Consider the following 14622-nt stretch of genomic DNA (forward strand, 5'->3'; position numbering starts at 1 on the left):
GACGGAACCGCGCTCTGCCGAGAGCAGAGGAGGTCAGGGCGGAGGAGGTCAGCGCCCGGTCGGCGGTGTGTACTTGTAGCCGACGCGCCGGATCGTCTGGATCGCCTTGCGGTGCTCGGCGCCGAGCTTGCGGCGCAGCCGGGCGATGTGGACGTCGACCGTGCGGCCGTCGCCGATGTGGCCGTAGCCCCATACGGTGCTGACCAGCTGGTCGCGCGTGTGCACCCGGTGCGGGTGCGTCACCAGATGCGCGAGCAGCTCGAACTCCAGGTAGGTGAGGTCGAGTTCGCGGCCGTCGACCTGGGCGGTGCGCTGCACGGTGTCGATGCGTACGAGCGGCTCGTCGCCGTCGGACGCCGGGTCGGGCCGGTCCGGCACCGCGACCGGCGGGAACGGCGGCTGCTCGTCCGCCGGGACCAGCACCAGATAGCCGACCATCGCGGGGCGGCCGGGCAGAGCGGGCAGGGTGTGCTGCGGCGCGGGCAGCCAGGTGGCGCCCGACGGCAGGAGGTCCGTGATCCGGGCCACCTCGTCCCGGTCCACGGCACGCAGCTGCTGACGTGCGGGGGAGGTCAGGGTGGAGGCGGAGGAGAGAGAACGAGTGGTCGCCATGAGGGGTCAGCTCTTTCGCGCGAGGAGTTCGTCGGGAGGACGGCGGCCGCGATTCGTGGTCGGGCGCGCCGAGGGACGTACGTCGTTCCGCGCCGGCCGAAGACCGGGGTGTACGGCTTTAGAGGGCCGGCGCGTTCATCGCGCGGCAACACACCCGGTCGAAGTCGTGGTGCTGACGGGAGGGCCAGAAGGGCTCGAGGTCATGGCGACCTGTCGCGCTGCGCTTCTGGAAGTCGGCCATGCGTCCATTGAAGCAGACACACGCCCACGACAGCAGTCTCCTCTCACTGCTCGGACGCCTTCCCGGCGCGAAGCCGGTGTCGCCCGCCTCACCCCACCAGGCGTCTGTGCCAGGTCAGGGAGGTGAGCTCGATCGCCTTGTCCGGATTGCCGTCCCACACCGCGGACAGTCCGGCGCCGGTGAGGGCGGCCATGACCTCGTGACCGACGGCCGTCGTGGTCTCGGCCGAGCCGTCGAACCCGCCGTAGTACAGGCTCAGTCCGTACCCCTCGGCGGCGCCTTCCGTGACCTGCTGGTGGAAGAAGACGAAGCCGCGCGCGCCCTTTCGTTCGGCCCCTATCTCCGACAGGCCGCAGCCCCGGCAGCACGTGAAGTTCTCGCGGGCCGTGATGCCGGTCTCCTCCAGCGCCCCGAAGGCAAGTGCGAGCCGCTCCGGGTCGGTGACCCCCTCCCAGGCCGCCTGCTCCGCCAGCCGCTCCAGCCACAGCCGGTCCACCAGTTGCCGGGCCTGCGCCCCCGACACCGGCCGCTCGTCCCCGTCGACCAGATAGTCCTCGGCGATCTCGGCCAGCACCGCGCGGGTGTCGTAACCGCAGCGCAGCCGCAGCCGTACCCGCTTCTCGACCTTCTCGCGCACGTCGTCCGGGAGTTCCGGCACCTCCTCGCGCGGCCCGAGGTCCACCGGCTCCCAGTCCACGCCCGCGTCCCAGCCGTCGCGCTGCCGCGCCCAGCCGGTCAGCAACTCCGCCACCCGGCCCGGGTCCTTGAGGTCCGTGCCGAACCAGTGGTCCGCACCGAGGCGGTGCTCCAGCCGGTAGTCCCCGCGCTTCTCGTGCCAGACCTGCGCGAAGACATACGGGATGTCCGGTATCCGCTGGAGCACGAGGAACCGGTCCCCGGCGCCCCCGATCCGCTCCACCAGCTCCCGCAGACCGGGGGCGGAAATGTGCACGTGCGCCTGCCCGTTCTCCGTCTCGACCTTGACGGCCAGGACCTCGTCGATCTCCATGCCGCCACCCTGACACGCCCCACCGACAACGCGAGGGGGCGCCCACCGCGAACGGTGGGCGCCCCCTCGGAGCGACTGCGGGGGATCAGACCTGGCCGGCCTTCTCCAGTGCGGAGCAGCAGGTGTCGACGAGCAGCCGCGTCACCACGTACGGGTCGACGTTGGCGTTGGGGCGGCGGTCCTCGATGTAGCCCTTGCCGTCCTTCTCGACCTGCCACGGGATACGGACCGAGGCGCCGCGGTTCGAGACGCCGTAGGAGTACTCGTTCCACGGAGCGGTCTCGTGCAGCCCGGTCAGCCGGTCGTCGATGCCGGCGCCGTAGTTCTTGACGTGGTCGAGCGGCTTGGAGCCCTCGCCGAGCGACTCGCACGCGGTGATGATCGCGTCGTAGCCCTCGCGCATCGCCTTGGTGGAGAAGTTCGTGTGCGCGCCGGCGCCGTTCCAGTCGCCCTTGACCGGCTTGGGGTCGAGGGTGGCGGAGACGCCGAAGTCCTCGGCGGTGCGGTAGAGCAGCCAGCGGGCCACCCACAGCTGGTCGGCGACCACCAGCGGGGACAGCGGGCCGACCTGGAACTCCCACTGGCCGGGCATGACCTCGGCGTTGATGCCGGAGATGCCCAGGCCCGCCTTCAGGCAGTTGTCCAGGTGGGCCTCGACGATGTCACGGCCGAAGATCTCGTCGGCGCCGACACCGCAGTAGTAGCCGCCCTGGGGGGCCGGGAAGCCGCCCTCGGGGAAGCCCAGCGGGCGGGCGCCGTCGAAGAAGGTGTACTCCTGCTCGATGCCGAAGATCGGCTCCTGCGCGGCGAAGCGCTCGGCCACCTCGGCCAGCGCGGCACGCGTGTTGGAGGAGTGCGGGGTCATGTCGATGTCGAGGACCTCGCACAGGACGAGGATGTCGTCGCCGCCGCGGATCGGGTCCGGGCAGGAGAAGACCGGCTTCAGCACCCGGTCCGAGGCGTGGCCCTCGGCCTGGTTGGTGGAGGACCCGTCGAAGCCCCAGATCGGAAACTCGGCACCCTTGGCGTCGTCCGCGAAGATCTTCGTCTTCGAACGCAGCTTGGCCGTCGGCTCGGTGCCGTCGATCCAGATGTACTCAGCCTTGAAGGTCACGGGGCCACATCCTTCGGGGGTGGGTCAGGCGCACTTGCGGGTGCTGCGGCGCTGCGGCACTGGGGCGCCGCTGTCGATGCCCGGAGCCTGTCAACAGGCGATTTCCCGATCATTGCTCGAATGTGAACCCCGTGTTACCTGGTGGTTCTGTGTCGCGTCTCACGTTGAGAGGTCCCGGTGGCCGGGGTATGCGGGCGCGCGGGCGGACGGTCGCCGGCTTCCCCTCCGTCAAAGCCGGTGACCGGTCCGCACCCGGCGCGGGACGCGCCGCGGGCCCCTGAACGTGCCGGTCCTGCCGCTCCTGGCCCGGAGCGGCAGGACCTGTGACCCGCACGGTTGTGACCCGCACGGTGGGGAGGCCGAGTCGCGCGCGCCGGACCGGCCCCGCCTCACCGCGTTCCTGGATGCCCGGGCGTCACCCCACCTTCTCGATGACCGCGCGGCGGATCAGGAACTTGCCGGGCTCACGGACCTGCTCGAAGGCCGCGTTGTTCAGCAGGACACAGCTACCGGAGACGGAGGTGACCTTCACCGTCGTGGACTTGTTGTTGTCCAGGTTGGTGACCTTCAGGGTGGTCCCCGCCGGGAACTGGTTGCTGGAGGCCGCCGGGGCACCGCCCTCGCCGGAGAGCGTCACGGTGGAGCCGTTGCAGACCTGCTGGCCCGAGCCCGCGGCAGCGCCACCCGCGTTGTTTCCCGCGTTCCCGGCGTTCCCGGCGTTACCTGCATTCCCGGCGTTCCCCGCGTTTCCGGCGGGGGCGGTCTGCGCGGGCGGTGCCGTCTGCTGACCGTTCTGCTGTCCGGCCTGCTGACCGCCCGCCGCCTGAGAGCCCTGAGCCGACTCCCCAACGACGCATCCGGCAGCCTTCTGCTGGACCTTGATCTGCTCGATGACCGCCTCGCGGTTGGCGATCCGGGCCGCCGACTGCGCGTCCGGGTTCGCCTTCTGGCCGTCGATGAACTTCTGGTTGTTGCCGAGGGCGGTGGCCAGCCCCTGGCATACGTTCGAGTCGGCGGCGGCCAGGGGTTTGGCGTTCTGCGGGCTCTGCGCCGCGTTCGACGTGGCCGCCATGGCGAAGGCCCCGCCGCCCGCCACCGCCGCGGCGCTGACAAGCAGCGCGACCTTCTTCTTCGTGCTGAGAGTTCGCCTGCGCGACATGCGCGCCTCCTGAAGAGGTAGGGGAGCGTACGCCGCTATGTACGAGATCCCGAACGGGGTTACTCAATGGTCACAGGGAAACGCTGAAGTAACCTGCGTCACTTCGGAGTTGAGATTTTCTCAGCTCTTGTGCCGGGAGAGGGCGTCCTGTACGGCCTCGTCCGTGCGCCCGACGACCGCCGTGCCGTCGTCCGCCGTGATGATCGGCCGCTGGATGAGCTTCGGGTGCTCGGCGAGCGCCTTGATCCAGCGGTCGCGCGAGGTCTCGTCCCGCGGCCACTCCTTGAGGCCCAGTTCCTTGGCGGCCGCCTCCTGGGTGCGGGTGATGTCCCAGGGTTCGAGACCGAGGCGGTCGAGTACGCCCTTGATCTCGTCCTCGCTCGGTACGTCCTCCAGATAGCGGCGGACGGTGTACTCGGCCCCCTCGGCGTCGAGCAGGCTGATGGCGCTGCGGCACTTGGAGCAGGCGGGATTGATCCAGATTTCCATGCGGCCCACGGTACGCGAACCCATAGAGAAGCAAGGTCTCTGTTCGATTTTCTCGGCACCTCGTAGATGTCCCTGCGGCACCCTGCGCAGCATCCGAAATCACCTTTCCCACCAGGGAATTTGGGTGCGACTGCGACCTCGCCGATTGTCAGTGGGGGCCAGTAGACTGGAAGCAGTGTTCGAGGATGTCGCCGGGGTTTCCGGACGGCATCCTGACCGCGACCGGAGGATGCCTGTGCCCGCTGCCGCACTGAAGTCGAAGCCGCTGCCCACCCAGTCCACCGCGAAGCGTTCCGTCCTGCTCGACTCGCCCTACGCGCCGACGCAGAAGAGCCCGTTGCCGGCGGGCCGTCCGCGCGAGTGGTACGTCATGCACAACCGCCGCCTCAAGGCGATGCGCCTCGCCATAGCCCTGCTCGACTCGGGCGTCTACGTCCCCAACCAGGCCCGCAACGAGACGATCCGCAGCACGGCGGAACTGATCGGCATTCACCCGCCGTCCGACACGACGTGCCACATGGTGCGGGCGTTCATGCGGTATTCGCGGTGACCGTGGCGCCGGGTGCCCCTGAGTTCTTGGGGTGCCCGGCGCCGACGGGGCCGTCCCGCCGGCGACTGGGCCGACTAGGCCGACAGCTCCCGCTCCAGCGGTGTCCGGAAGCGTGGGGTCACCCTGGAGCCGTTCAGCACGGTGCGCAGATGTTCCGCCTGCGCCGCGATCGCCGTCTCTCCCTCCCGGCCCACGCCCTCGGCGTCCAGGATCCGCCAGACGACCTCGCCGTCGGGCCGCTGGGCCCACCCCCCGACCACCCGTCCGTTCCACCACACGGTCGGCCCCACGTTCCCGCTGTAGTCGAAGAGACTCGGACGCAGCTCCGGTGCGAGGTACCAGTCCCGCTGCTGCCAGCCCATCGCCGTCGGGTCGAGCGCCGGGAGCAGCGCCGCCCAGGGTTCGACGGGTTCCGCCACCGGTCCCGCGTCTCCCTCCGTGACATACCCGGTGTCGCCCTCGTCCATCGAGACCGCCTCCGCCCCGATCGCGGACAGCGCCCGGCGGACCTCCGTCACCCGCCACCCCGTCCACCACTTCAGGTCGGCCTCCGTCGCCGGACCGCACGCGGCCAGCCAGCGGCGCAGCAGTCCGGCCTGGGCCTCGGCGACGTCCAGTTCGGGGTGTTGGGGGGCCACCGCCCAGCGGAACTGACTGGAGGTCCACGAGCCGAGGGGGCGGCCCCGGACGACCTTGCCCTCCACGCCCAGTACGCGCAGGAGCCGGGTGGAGACCGTGTGGACGCCCTCGTAGCTCTTCCCCGCCGCGTACACGAACTGCTCCCGCAGGCGCGGTTCGTCGGCCGCCAGTTCCGTCGCCGTCGCCTGCCCGCGCCGGGCCAGCGCGGCCAGCGTCGACTCCTCGACCTCCGCCAGCCAGGCCGCGTCCGGCGCGCCGGCCTTCGCCATGTCCTTGAGGAGCGAGGCACGCTCACGGGCGGCCACGGTCAGGCCCGTCGACGCGTGGACCACCGCCGTGAGGTCCGTGGGGAACACGAACACCGTGTGCCGCATGCCGTGCATCCGCACCAGCGTGCGGTCCTCGTACAACGCCCGCTCCGTCTCCGGCAGCGTCTTCACCGGGTCGGCCAGCCGCGCGCCCACCGCCAGATACACCGTCGCCGGGTCAGAGCCGTGCAGCGCTACGAGCGAGGCGGCGACCTCCTCCGGCGCCGCCGCCCGTGCCGCACCGGTCAGGCGGTGGCGCAGGGCGAGCCGGGCCCTTCGCTCCGCCGCCCCGATGTGCCGCTGTGTCCCGCCGCCCATGCCGACCTCCGCCCGTCGAGTCCGTCCACCGCGCCCAGCATGTCCTGCATGCATCTTCGCCGACGCCACTGACAGCCGGTCCCCGTCACCCGTTCTGCCTGCAGGACATGCGGGCACCCCCGCACACGGCCTTCACTTCGAATCAGAGACCGGAAGTTCAGGAGGTGCCGGGACCAGAGGGAGGCCGTGCTCGGATGACCACCCCCACCGAACGCGCCCAGCGCGGCAAGGCCGCCCGCAAGCGCGTCCCCCGCTCCTCCCACGCCCTCTGGCTCCCGCCCGTCGACCGGCCCGACCCGGTCGCCGTACTGCAGCGGCAGGGGCAGGACCGGCTGCCGGAGCTGCTGCCGGTCCGGTACGGGCGGATGGCGACCTCGCCGTTCGCCTTCCTGCGCGGCGCGGCCGCCGTCATGGCCGCCGATCTCGCCTCGCAGCCGAACACCGGGCTCGGCGTGCAACTGTGCGGCGACGCCCATCTGCTCAACTTCGGTGTGTACGCCTCCCCGGAGCGGGTGCTGCTGTTCGACCTTAACGACTTCGACGAGACCTTCCCCGGGCCCTTCGAGTGGGACGTCAAGCGGCTCGCGGCGAGTGTGGCGGTGGCCGGCCGGGAGAACGGGTTCCCCGAGCCGAAGGTCCGCGGTGCGGTCCTGGCCGCCGCGGCCGCCTACCGCGGGTCCATGCGGCGGCTCGCCGCGCTCGGCGAACTCGCGGTCTGGTACGAGCGCATCGAGGCCGAGAGCGTGCCGGCGATCGCCCGCTCCGCCCGCCGCCGCAGCCGCGTCGAGTCCACGCTCAGCCGCGCCCGCCGCCGCACCAGCCTGCAGGCCCTCGGCAAGCTGACGGAGACGGTCGGCGGGCAGCCGCGGATCATCCAGGTCCCGCCGCTCCTCGAACCGGCAGGCGCCCCCGACATGGCCTCCCTGCGCAAGATCTTCAGCGACTACCGCTCCACCCTCGCCGAGGAACGCCGCGTCCTCCTCGACCGCTACCGCTTCGTCGACGCCGCCCGCAAGGTCGTGGGCGTCGGCAGCGTCGGCACCCGCTGCTTCATCGTGCTCCTCCTCGGACGGAACGGCGACGACCCCCTGTTCCTGCAGATCAAGGAGGCCACCAAGTCCGTACTGGAGGACCATCTGCCCAGTGGGCCGTACATCCATGCGGGGCACCGGGTGGTGGCCGGGCAGCGGCTGCTCCAGGCCGCCGGCGACATCTTCCTGGGCTGGATGACCGGGCCGCAGGGCCGCGCCTACTACTGGCGTCAGCTGCGCGACATGAAGGGCTCGGCCGATGTCGCCGGGATCACCCCGGCCGGGCTCGTCGAGTACGCGGGGCTGTGCGGCACCGCCCTGGCCCGCGCCCACGCCCGCTCCGGCGACCGTATCGCCATCGCCGGTTACCTGGGCACCACCGACGTCTTCGACCGTGCCCTCACCGACTTCGCGCAGAGCTACGCCGACCAGACCGTCACCGACCACGCGGCCCTCGGCGCCGCCATCGCGGCGGGCGTGGTGCAGGCGGCACCGGGGGTCTGAGCGCGGCCGGGTCAGACGTGGCGCTCCAGCAGACCGACCACATACTCGTCGAGGCCCGTCAGCAGCGCGTCCGCGAACTCCCGGCAGTCGTCCGGACTGTCTCTGAACCAGAGGCCCAACTGGTGGGTGGCGTCGGGGAGTTCCAGGCGGGTGAACCAGGCCCGGGTGGACAGTGACTCCTGTACCGCCTCCGTCACCGCCGGCGGGATGACCGTGTCCGTGCCCGGCACCACGAGCACGGCGCGCCCCTCGTACGCCCGCAGCGCGTCGAGCGCGGGCGAGCGGCGCCAGCTTTCCGGGGTCCGGATGATCCCGCTGAACCGCCCGTCGCCCTCGCCGAACGGCACGTCCCACGCCTCCGGCGCATAGACCGCGGGGGCGCACAGCCCCAGCGCCGCGACCCGATCGCCGTAGTGTCGGGCGAGGTCGGCCACCGTCTGCCCGCTCATGCTGAACCCGACCAGGACCAGCGGCTCGCCCGCGGGTACCCGCGCGTCGAGCACCGACACGGCCTGCTCGAACCGCCGCTGCAGGCTCAACTCCCGTAGCGCGCCGGTGCTTTCGCCGTGCCCCGAGAAGTCGAAGGCGAGCCCCCGGCAGTCGCGGGCGGCGAACTCCGTGAGCAGCGGCCGCAGTCGCTCCTTGCTGCCCCGGCCGGCGCCGTGCAGCAAGGCGACGGTGGCCCTGCCGGCCCGCCCGGGATCACCGCCGTACAGACCGCTGAGGCGTTCACCGTCGTGGGTGTGAGTGAAGGAGACCGGTTCGTTCATGGCGCCCATTCACTCACGGAAATCGAGATGCACCGCGAGTGACCGCATCCCTACGCTGGATGCACACCGACCACACTTCGACGCCAACGGAGGACCGTCATGGGCACCATCGTCCTGTCCGGGACCGCCGTCCTGGTGATCCTGGGATTCGGAAACCACATGTGGTGGCTCGCCGCCGTCGCCGCGCTCTACCTGTACGTGCAGTACGGGCGGGGTACGACCCCGACCGCCGGAGGGGATTCGGCGGGTGCGCCCGCCAGCTACCAGGCATACCGCGAGCGCCGTGACCGCCAGGCCAAGTGGGAGCGTCGCTACCGTCGCGAGCGCCCCCACGAGGCCCGGCGTCAGGAGCGCGAGAAGAGCGGGTGAGCCGCGCGGGAGCCCTCGGTCACAGACCGGGGGCTCCCCACACCGGGAACCAGCGGCTCAGGTCCTGCTCGATCCGCAGATCGTTCGCGAGGGTCGCCTTTATTTGGAGTTCCAGCGCGTTGTCGCGCCGCTGTGCCCCGCCGGGCCGCGGCGCGAAGGGGTAGAACGTGCCCCGCTTGTACAGATAGACGAGGGCCAGGCTGCGGCCGGAGTCGTCCCGGAACCCGGCCAGCGAGCACAGCAGCTGCGGTCCGAAGCCGTTGGCCTCCATCGAACTGTTCACCGCGTGCAGATCGTTGACCAGCTGCGGGAGCTGGTCGGGCGTGCGCTGCGAGACCAGCCAGGAGTAGCCGTAGTCGTCCTGGCGCAGTTCCACCGGGGACCCGGCGCGCTCGGCGTCCGCGTCGAGCAGCGCCTGGACCTCCCGGTGGGTCTGCTCGAAGGCCGCGCCCTCCACCGTGGCGAAGCACACCGCGCCGCCTCCGGTGGGGGTGAACCCGGCCGCAACCTCCAGCGTGATGGCCGCCGAGGGCAGCGCGAACAGCTGGTCGAGGTCGGGTGCGACGGGCTTCGTACGGCCCAGCAGGATGTCCAGCAGCCCCATGCTCAGCCCGCCTTCCCCGGCGTCGCCGCCTCACCCAGTTCGGTGGAGATCCGCCCCAGTTGCTCCAGCCGCTGCTCCAGGCTGGGGTGGGTCGAGAAGAGCCCCGCCAGACCGGGCTTCGCGCCCAGCGCCGGGGTGAAGAAGAAGGCGTTGAAGGCCTGGGCCGTGCGCAGGTCCTCGGTCGGGATGCGGGCGATGTCGCCGGAGACCTTGGTGAGCGCGGAGGCCAGCGCCGAGGGCCGTCCGGTGAGATGGGCGGCCGCCCGGTCCGCCGCCAGCTCGCGGTACCGGGACAGGGCCCGGATCAGCAGGAAGCTGATCGCGTACACGGCCATCGAGATACCCATCACGATCCCGAAGACGGCGATGGTGTTCTGGTCCCTGCGGCCGCGGAACAGCGACGAGTAGAAGGCGAACCGGACGATCAGGCCCGCCAGTACGCCCAGGAAGGACGCGATCGTGATCACGGCGACGTCCTTGTGCGCCACGTGCGACAGCTCGTGCGCCAGCACGCCCTCCAGCTCGGCGGGCTCCAGCCGGCGCAGCAGACCCGTCGTCACACAGACGACGGCATGGTCCGGGTTCCGTCCGGTCGCGAACGCGTTCGGCAGATCCATGCTCGACACGGCGACCACCGGCTTGGGCATGTCCGCCTGGGCGCACAGCCGGTCGATCACCCCGTGCAGATCGGGGTACTCCTCCCGCTCCACGACCCGGCCGTGCATCGCGTAGAGCGCGACCCGGTCGGAGAACCAGTACTGCGCGACGAGCATCCCCGCCGCGACCACCACGACCAGTACCCAGGACTTCAGCAGCACGATCAACGCGGCGACGAACCCCACGTACAACAGCCCGAGCAGGAACAGCGTGACCCCCATGCGCACGGTCAACCGCCGATCGCTCCGGAAGCGGCTCTGCATCTTGCATCACCCCGCAGTCAGGCACTCGTCCCGTTGTCCAGTGTGCACCTGCCGGCGGCCATGAACAGGTACCGATCGGCCCTGGGTGCGGCAAAGATTCCCGGTGGGCGCGGGGGTGCGCCGGGCGGCCGGGTCAGCCGCACTCCACGCCGTCGTCCCGCTGCGCGACCTTGTGCAGCGCCTTGGCGACGACCTGGGCGTCGTCGTCGGTCAGGTGTGCCGAGAAGTGGCGGCGGATGCTGCGCAGGTACACCGGCGCGGTGGCGCGCAGGGCGCCGGCGCCCTCGTCGGTGATGGCCGCCCAGGACACCCGGCGGTCGTGCGGATCGGGCATCTTGCGCACCAGCCCGGCGCGCACCATGTCGTCGACCAGGCGGCTGACCCGGGTGCGGCTGAGGACGACGCGGTTGGCCACTTCCTGCATGCGCAGGCCCTCCTCGCCGGCCGCCTTGAGTTCGAGCAGTACGTCGTACCACGTGAGGGGGACGCGGCCTTCGCGCTGGACGTCGCTCTCGATCGCGCGCAGGGCGGCGTTGTGGGCGAGCAGCATCGCCCGCCATGCCTCTAGTCCGTAGTCCCGGTCAGCCATCGGGCGATTCTACCCGCCGTTGCGTGCGTGCGCACACACTGGTTATGGTGTGTGCGCACGCACGGAAATCGGGGCCGGGGTCCGGCCGCGTGGGTGCGCACGGAGCGCGAGTCTTCATCGGAGGTGCCACATGGCGCAGAACCTGACCCGTGACGAGGTCAAGCAGAAGATCGACGCCGGCGCGGTGACGGTCCTGGAGGCCCTGCCGGAGTCGTACTACAAGGAGGCCCACCTGCCGGGCGCCCGCAATCTGCCGCTCGACGAGGTGGACACCCTCGCGCCGGAGCTGCTGCCCGACAAGCGGGCCGAGGTGATCGTCTACTGCACGGGCACCACCTGCCCGAACTCGGGGATCGCCGCCAAGCGGCTGATCGAGCTCGGCTACGAGCGGGTCTACACGTACAAGGACGGCAAGGAGGACTGGATCGGCGCCGGGCTGCCGACCGAGTCCGCCTGACACCGAGCCGGCCAGTGACGAGGAAGTCGGAAGAGGGAAGAGGGTACGACCGATGACCGAAAGCGCAACGACACCGACCCGGCTGGTCGACGGTGTGGAACTCCCGGCGGCCGGCACCTGGAAGGTCGACCCGGGACACGCCGAAGTCGGCTTCATGGGACGCCACTTCATGCTGACCAAGGTGCGCGGCCGGTTCACCGGTGTGGACGCCACCGTCCGCATCGGCGAGCGGCCCGAGGACAGCAGGGTGACCGCGGTGATCGACATGGCCAGCGTCGAGAGCGGGGACCGGACCCGCGACGACCATCTGCGGTCGGGTGACTTCTTCGACACGGAGAAGCACCCGCAGGCCGTCTTCGAGTCCACCTCGGTGACCTGGAACGGCAAGAGCGGCACGCTCGACGGCAATCTGACGATCAAGGGAGTGACCCACCCGGTCTCGCTCGACGTCGACTACCTGGGCTACGCCCGCGACCCGTGGGGCGGCGACCGGACGGTGTTCTCCGCCAGCGGGAAGATCAACCGCGAGGACTGGGGACTGACCTGGAACATGGCCCTGGAGACCGGCGGCATCCTCGTCTCCAAGGAGATCGAGCTCTCGCTGGAGATCGAGGCGGTGCGGGAGGTCTGAGCCACCGGCCGACCGGAGGGTGATCGATCCCGCCCTCCACATGGCTGGTTGCCATGCCCTGCGGCGGTCCGGAATCCGACCCGGGCCGCCCTTCGCCATGCGGGTTCGGCACCGTGCCGGACCCGCCGTCAGGCATGCCCTCAGAACCCCAACTGCCGCTCTGGCGTGGGAACTTGACAGGTCTCGGAGCGCTGAACGTACAGTCGGCTCCGGTCGCCGGACGCGTCAGTGACGGGCAGGGAAAGAGAAATCCACAACAGGCCTGTTTCACTTGTCCGTTCGAGAACGGCTGTGTAATCGTACGGATGCGGACCGGAGTCCGCACACGGGGGACGGACGGGGGACACATGGCAGGGATCAGAGATTCCGTGCACGTCGATCCGGGCTTCTCGGCCGGGAGGTCGGCACCTTTCACCCGCTGAGAGGCCGCCCCCCGAGCCGCCGGGCGCGTCTACCCGGCAGTCGCCACCCTCTCGCACCGCCACCGCTGCCGCCGCGGCACGGGCACGTATGTCCGCGGCCGGTGAAGACATCGCCGCCCGGACCCGGAAGTCCGGTCCGAAGCGGTTCGGCACGTCTGTCTCCACAAGGTTGTTCCCGCACATGACCCGGAGGAAGCGTGAACTCGCACAGCACCCTGGTCGGTTCCGACAACCGGCAGTTCACCGATCTGACCCAGCACGAGATCCAGGCCCTGCGCACCCGCTTCAACCTGGCCGACGCCCACACCCACCAGCGCCAGTCCGCCACCCAGCAGGACATCGTCGCCCGGCTGCCCGAGCTGTGGTACGAGGCGGAGAACGGGCTGCAGGCCACCTACGAACAGCGGTTCATCGAGTCGTTCTTCCGCCTCCACGGCCAGCGGACCGCGCCGGCCCGCAGGAAGACGATGCTCTCCTACGCCGCGTCCATCTCCACCATGGTCGCCGGCATGTACCTCAAGCAGCAGCGGATGTCGGTGACGCTCGTCGAGCCCTGCTTCGACAACCTCTACGACGTCCTCGACAACATGGGTGTGCCGCTCTACCCGATCGACGAGGCCGCGCTGCACGACCCCGACCGCATATACGCCGAGCTCAAGCGCCGGGTGCGCACCGACGCGCTGTTCCTGGTCGACCCCAACAACCCCACGGGCTTCACGCTGCTGCAGTACGGGCGCCGGGGCTTCGAGGAGGTCGTCCGGTTCTGCAAGGACCACAACAAGCTGCTGATCTTCGACTTCTGCTTCGCCTCCTTCACCCTGTTCGGCTCCGAGCTGGAGCGGTTCGACGTCTACGAACTGCTGGAGAGCTCCGGCGTGTCCTACCTGGCCATCGAGGACACCGGCAAGACCTGGCCGGTGCAGGACGCCAAGGCGGCCATGATCACGCCCAGCGACGACATCCACGAGGACGTCTACAACCTGCACACCAGCGTCCTGCTCAACGTCTCGCCGTTCGTCCTCAACATGCTCACGCAGTACGTCGAGGACTCCCGCGCCGACCAGCTCGCCTCGGTGCGCGAGGTGCTCGGCGTCAACCGGGACGCGATCGGCAAGGCCCTCGACGGCACCGTCCTCGAACTCCAGAACCCGGTCGCCGACGTCAGCGTCGCCTGGGCCCGCATCAACCACCCCGAGCTGACCGCCAGCGAACTGCAGCGTGTCCTGGGCGCCCGCGAGGTCTATGTGCTGCCCGGCCGCTATTTCTTCTGGAGCCAGCCGGACAAGGGCGAGTCCTATCTGCGCTTCGCCCTGGCCCGTGAACCGCGCACGTTCGCCGACGCGATGGTGCGGATGCGCGAGGTGCTCGACCGCCATGCCGGCTGACGAGTACGGCGACGCCGCGCTGTTCCTCGGCATGAACAGTGCCGACGAAACCCTGCGGATCGCCTGCAAGACGTTCTTCGTCACCCGCCTGGACCGGACGCTGGTGATGAGCCTGGAGCAGGTCGGCCGCTGCGACGACGTCATCTGGGGCTACGGCCGTGAACTCCAGGACGCCTACTACCCGTTCATGGACAACCTGCACACCGTCATGGACATCCGTCGCCTCGGCTACGACGCGGCCGACCTGCGGCGGGCCCTGGACGGAGACGGCATCCCGGACCGGCTCCCGGCGCACGAACGGCTGCTGCTCGGCATGGTCGGCAACCGCAAGGGACTGCTGCACAGCGCGAGCCCCCGGCTGCCGCACCACACGGGGCTTCCGGTACGGGCGCCCGCCCCGGTCGACGGGCCGGAACCCGACTTCCCGGAACCGCTCGAAGCGCTCTACCGCCAGTCACTGGCGCTGCGCATCCCGGCCGACGCCCTGTGAGACGGCGAAAG

General features: G+C 70.5%; 17 protein-coding genes. 7 read left to right on the top strand and 10 right to left on the bottom strand.

Annotated elements, in window-relative coordinates; all coding sequences use genetic code 11:
* Positions 1-48: 48 nt before the first annotated feature.
* The 5 genes from ACZ4EG_RS14395 to ACZ4EG_RS14415 all read right to left on the bottom strand — a co-directional run bounded on the left by ACZ4EG_RS14395 (position 49) and on the right by ACZ4EG_RS14415 (position 4624).
* On the bottom strand, positions 49-612 hold the full coding sequence (locus ACZ4EG_RS14395) for a winged helix-turn-helix domain-containing protein (RefSeq protein ID WP_467790860.1): 564 nt from the start codon (positions 610-612) through the stop codon (positions 49-51).
* Positions 613-941: 329 nt separating this feature from the next.
* The gene (locus tag ACZ4EG_RS14400; RefSeq protein WP_467790861.1) at positions 942-1862 is read right to left on the bottom strand and encodes a DUF6891 domain-containing protein; all 921 of its coding nucleotides are present in this window, start codon (positions 1860-1862) and stop codon (positions 942-944) included.
* Positions 1863-1947: 85 nt separating this feature from the next.
* Entirely contained in the window at positions 1948-2976 is a 1029-nt protein-coding gene (glnII, locus tag ACZ4EG_RS14405; protein ID WP_467790862.1) for a glutamine synthetase, read from the bottom strand.
* Between the two features lie 415 nt (positions 2977-3391).
* Positions 3392-4135 carry a hypothetical protein gene (locus ACZ4EG_RS14410; RefSeq protein ID WP_467790863.1) on the bottom strand — a complete coding sequence of 248 codons (744 nt, stop codon included), beginning with the start codon at positions 4133-4135 and terminating at the stop codon, positions 3392-3394.
* A 120-nt stretch (positions 4136-4255) separates the two neighbouring features.
* Positions 4256-4624 (bottom strand): arsenate reductase family protein, encoded by a 369-nt coding sequence (locus ACZ4EG_RS14415; protein WP_453558623.1) that lies wholly within the window; start codon positions 4622-4624, stop codon positions 4256-4258.
* A 235-nt stretch (positions 4625-4859) separates the two neighbouring features.
* Here ACZ4EG_RS14415 and ACZ4EG_RS14420 point away from each other — a divergent pair, with 235 nt between their 5' ends.
* The gene (locus ACZ4EG_RS14420; protein ID WP_363298820.1) at positions 4860-5174 is read left to right on the top strand and encodes a hypothetical protein; all 315 of its coding nucleotides are present in this window, start codon (positions 4860-4862) and stop codon (positions 5172-5174) included.
* A gap of 74 nt (positions 5175-5248) precedes the next feature.
* Here ACZ4EG_RS14420 and ACZ4EG_RS14425 read toward each other — a convergent pair whose 3' ends face one another.
* On the bottom strand, positions 5249-6439 hold the full coding sequence (locus ACZ4EG_RS14425; RefSeq protein ID WP_467790864.1) for a winged helix DNA-binding domain-containing protein: 1191 nt from the start codon (positions 6437-6439) through the stop codon (positions 5249-5251).
* Positions 6440-6633: 194 nt separating this feature from the next.
* On the opposite strand from ACZ4EG_RS14425, the gene ACZ4EG_RS14430 reads away from it, so the two are divergent.
* On the top strand, positions 6634-7974 hold the full coding sequence (locus ACZ4EG_RS14430; RefSeq protein ID WP_467790865.1) for a DUF2252 domain-containing protein: 1341 nt from the start codon (positions 6634-6636) through the stop codon (positions 7972-7974).
* An 11-nt stretch (positions 7975-7985) separates the two neighbouring features.
* Here ACZ4EG_RS14430 and ACZ4EG_RS14435 read toward each other — a convergent pair whose 3' ends face one another.
* On the bottom strand, positions 7986-8744 hold the full coding sequence (locus ACZ4EG_RS14435; RefSeq protein ID WP_467790866.1) for an alpha/beta hydrolase: 759 nt from the start codon (positions 8742-8744) through the stop codon (positions 7986-7988).
* A gap of 99 nt (positions 8745-8843) precedes the next feature.
* On the opposite strand from ACZ4EG_RS14435, the gene ACZ4EG_RS14440 reads away from it, so the two are divergent.
* Complete coding sequence (locus ACZ4EG_RS14440; RefSeq protein WP_363298816.1) at positions 8844-9113, top strand: hypothetical protein; 270 nt, start codon at positions 8844-8846, stop codon at positions 9111-9113.
* Positions 9114-9132: 19 nt separating this feature from the next.
* Here ACZ4EG_RS14440 and pspAB read toward each other — a convergent pair whose 3' ends face one another.
* From pspAB to ACZ4EG_RS14455, 3 genes are all read right to left on the bottom strand, one after another.
* Complete coding sequence (gene pspAB / locus ACZ4EG_RS14445) at positions 9133-9717, bottom strand: PspA-associated protein PspAB (protein WP_467790867.1); 585 nt, start codon at positions 9715-9717, stop codon at positions 9133-9135.
* Positions 9718-9719: 2 nt separating this feature from the next.
* Positions 9720-10637, bottom strand: coding sequence for a zinc metalloprotease HtpX (htpX, locus tag ACZ4EG_RS14450; RefSeq protein ID WP_467790868.1), 918 nt, complete (start codon positions 10635-10637; stop codon positions 9720-9722).
* A 133-nt stretch (positions 10638-10770) separates the two neighbouring features.
* Complete coding sequence (locus tag ACZ4EG_RS14455) at positions 10771-11226, bottom strand: MarR family winged helix-turn-helix transcriptional regulator (RefSeq protein ID WP_467790869.1); 456 nt, start codon at positions 11224-11226, stop codon at positions 10771-10773.
* A 130-nt stretch (positions 11227-11356) separates the two neighbouring features.
* On the opposite strand from ACZ4EG_RS14455, the gene ACZ4EG_RS14460 reads away from it, so the two are divergent.
* From ACZ4EG_RS14460 to ACZ4EG_RS14475, 4 genes are all read left to right on the top strand, one after another.
* Positions 11357-11683: a rhodanese-like domain-containing protein gene (locus ACZ4EG_RS14460; protein WP_390709263.1), complete on the top strand. Its 327-nt coding sequence runs from the start codon at positions 11357-11359 to the stop codon at positions 11681-11683.
* 52 nt (positions 11684-11735) lie between these two features.
* Positions 11736-12314, top strand: coding sequence for a YceI family protein (locus tag ACZ4EG_RS14465; RefSeq protein ID WP_453558608.1), 579 nt, complete (start codon positions 11736-11738; stop codon positions 12312-12314).
* Between the two features lie 619 nt (positions 12315-12933).
* A complete protein-coding gene (locus tag ACZ4EG_RS14470; protein WP_453558605.1) occupies positions 12934-14121 on the top strand; it encodes an aminotransferase class I/II-fold pyridoxal phosphate-dependent enzyme in 1188 nt (395 codons plus the stop codon).
* Positions 14111-14611 carry a DUF6190 family protein gene (locus ACZ4EG_RS14475; protein ID WP_453558602.1) on the top strand — a complete coding sequence of 167 codons (501 nt, stop codon included), beginning with the start codon at positions 14111-14113 and terminating at the stop codon, positions 14609-14611. The genes ACZ4EG_RS14470 and ACZ4EG_RS14475 overlap by 11 nt, the downstream gene beginning before the upstream one ends.
* Positions 14612-14622 lie beyond the last annotated feature (11 nt).

It is taken from the genome of Streptomyces sp. NPDC025638 (assembly GCF_055558775.1).

Coding starts and splice junctions, on each gene's coding strand:
- ACZ4EG_RS14395 (WP_467790860.1), bottom strand. CDS start 612: ATGGCGACCACTCGTTCTCTCTCCTCCGCCTCCACCCTGACCTCCCCC.
- ACZ4EG_RS14400 (WP_467790861.1), bottom strand. CDS start 1,862: ATGGAGATCGACGAGGTCCTGGCCGTCAAGGTCGAGACGGAGAACGGG.
- ACZ4EG_RS14410 (WP_467790863.1), bottom strand. CDS start 4,135: ATGTCGCGCAGGCGAACTCTCAGCACGAAGAAGAAGGTCGCGCTGCTT.
- ACZ4EG_RS14415 (WP_453558623.1), bottom strand. CDS start 4,624: ATGGAAATCTGGATCAATCCCGCCTGCTCCAAGTGCCGCAGCGCCATC.
- ACZ4EG_RS14425 (WP_467790864.1), bottom strand. CDS start 6,439: ATGGGCGGCGGGACACAGCGGCACATCGGGGCGGCGGAGCGAAGGGCC.
- ACZ4EG_RS14430 (WP_467790865.1), top strand. CDS start 6,634: ATGACCACCCCCACCGAACGCGCCCAGCGCGGCAAGGCCGCCCGCAAG.
- ACZ4EG_RS14435 (WP_467790866.1), bottom strand. CDS start 8,744: ATGAACGAACCGGTCTCCTTCACTCACACCCACGACGGTGAACGCCTC.
- ACZ4EG_RS14440 (WP_363298816.1), top strand. CDS start 8,844: ATGGGCACCATCGTCCTGTCCGGGACCGCCGTCCTGGTGATCCTGGGA.
- pspAB (WP_467790867.1), bottom strand. CDS start 9,717: ATGGGGCTGCTGGACATCCTGCTGGGCCGTACGAAGCCCGTCGCACCC.
- htpX (WP_467790868.1), bottom strand. CDS start 10,637: ATGCAGAGCCGCTTCCGGAGCGATCGGCGGTTGACCGTGCGCATGGGG.
- ACZ4EG_RS14455 (WP_467790869.1), bottom strand. CDS start 11,226: ATGGCTGACCGGGACTACGGACTAGAGGCATGGCGGGCGATGCTGCTC.
- ACZ4EG_RS14460 (WP_390709263.1), top strand. CDS start 11,357: ATGGCGCAGAACCTGACCCGTGACGAGGTCAAGCAGAAGATCGACGCC.
- ACZ4EG_RS14465 (WP_453558608.1), top strand. CDS start 11,736: ATGACCGAAAGCGCAACGACACCGACCCGGCTGGTCGACGGTGTGGAA.
- ACZ4EG_RS14475 (WP_453558602.1), top strand. CDS start 14,111: ATGCCGGCTGACGAGTACGGCGACGCCGCGCTGTTCCTCGGCATGAAC.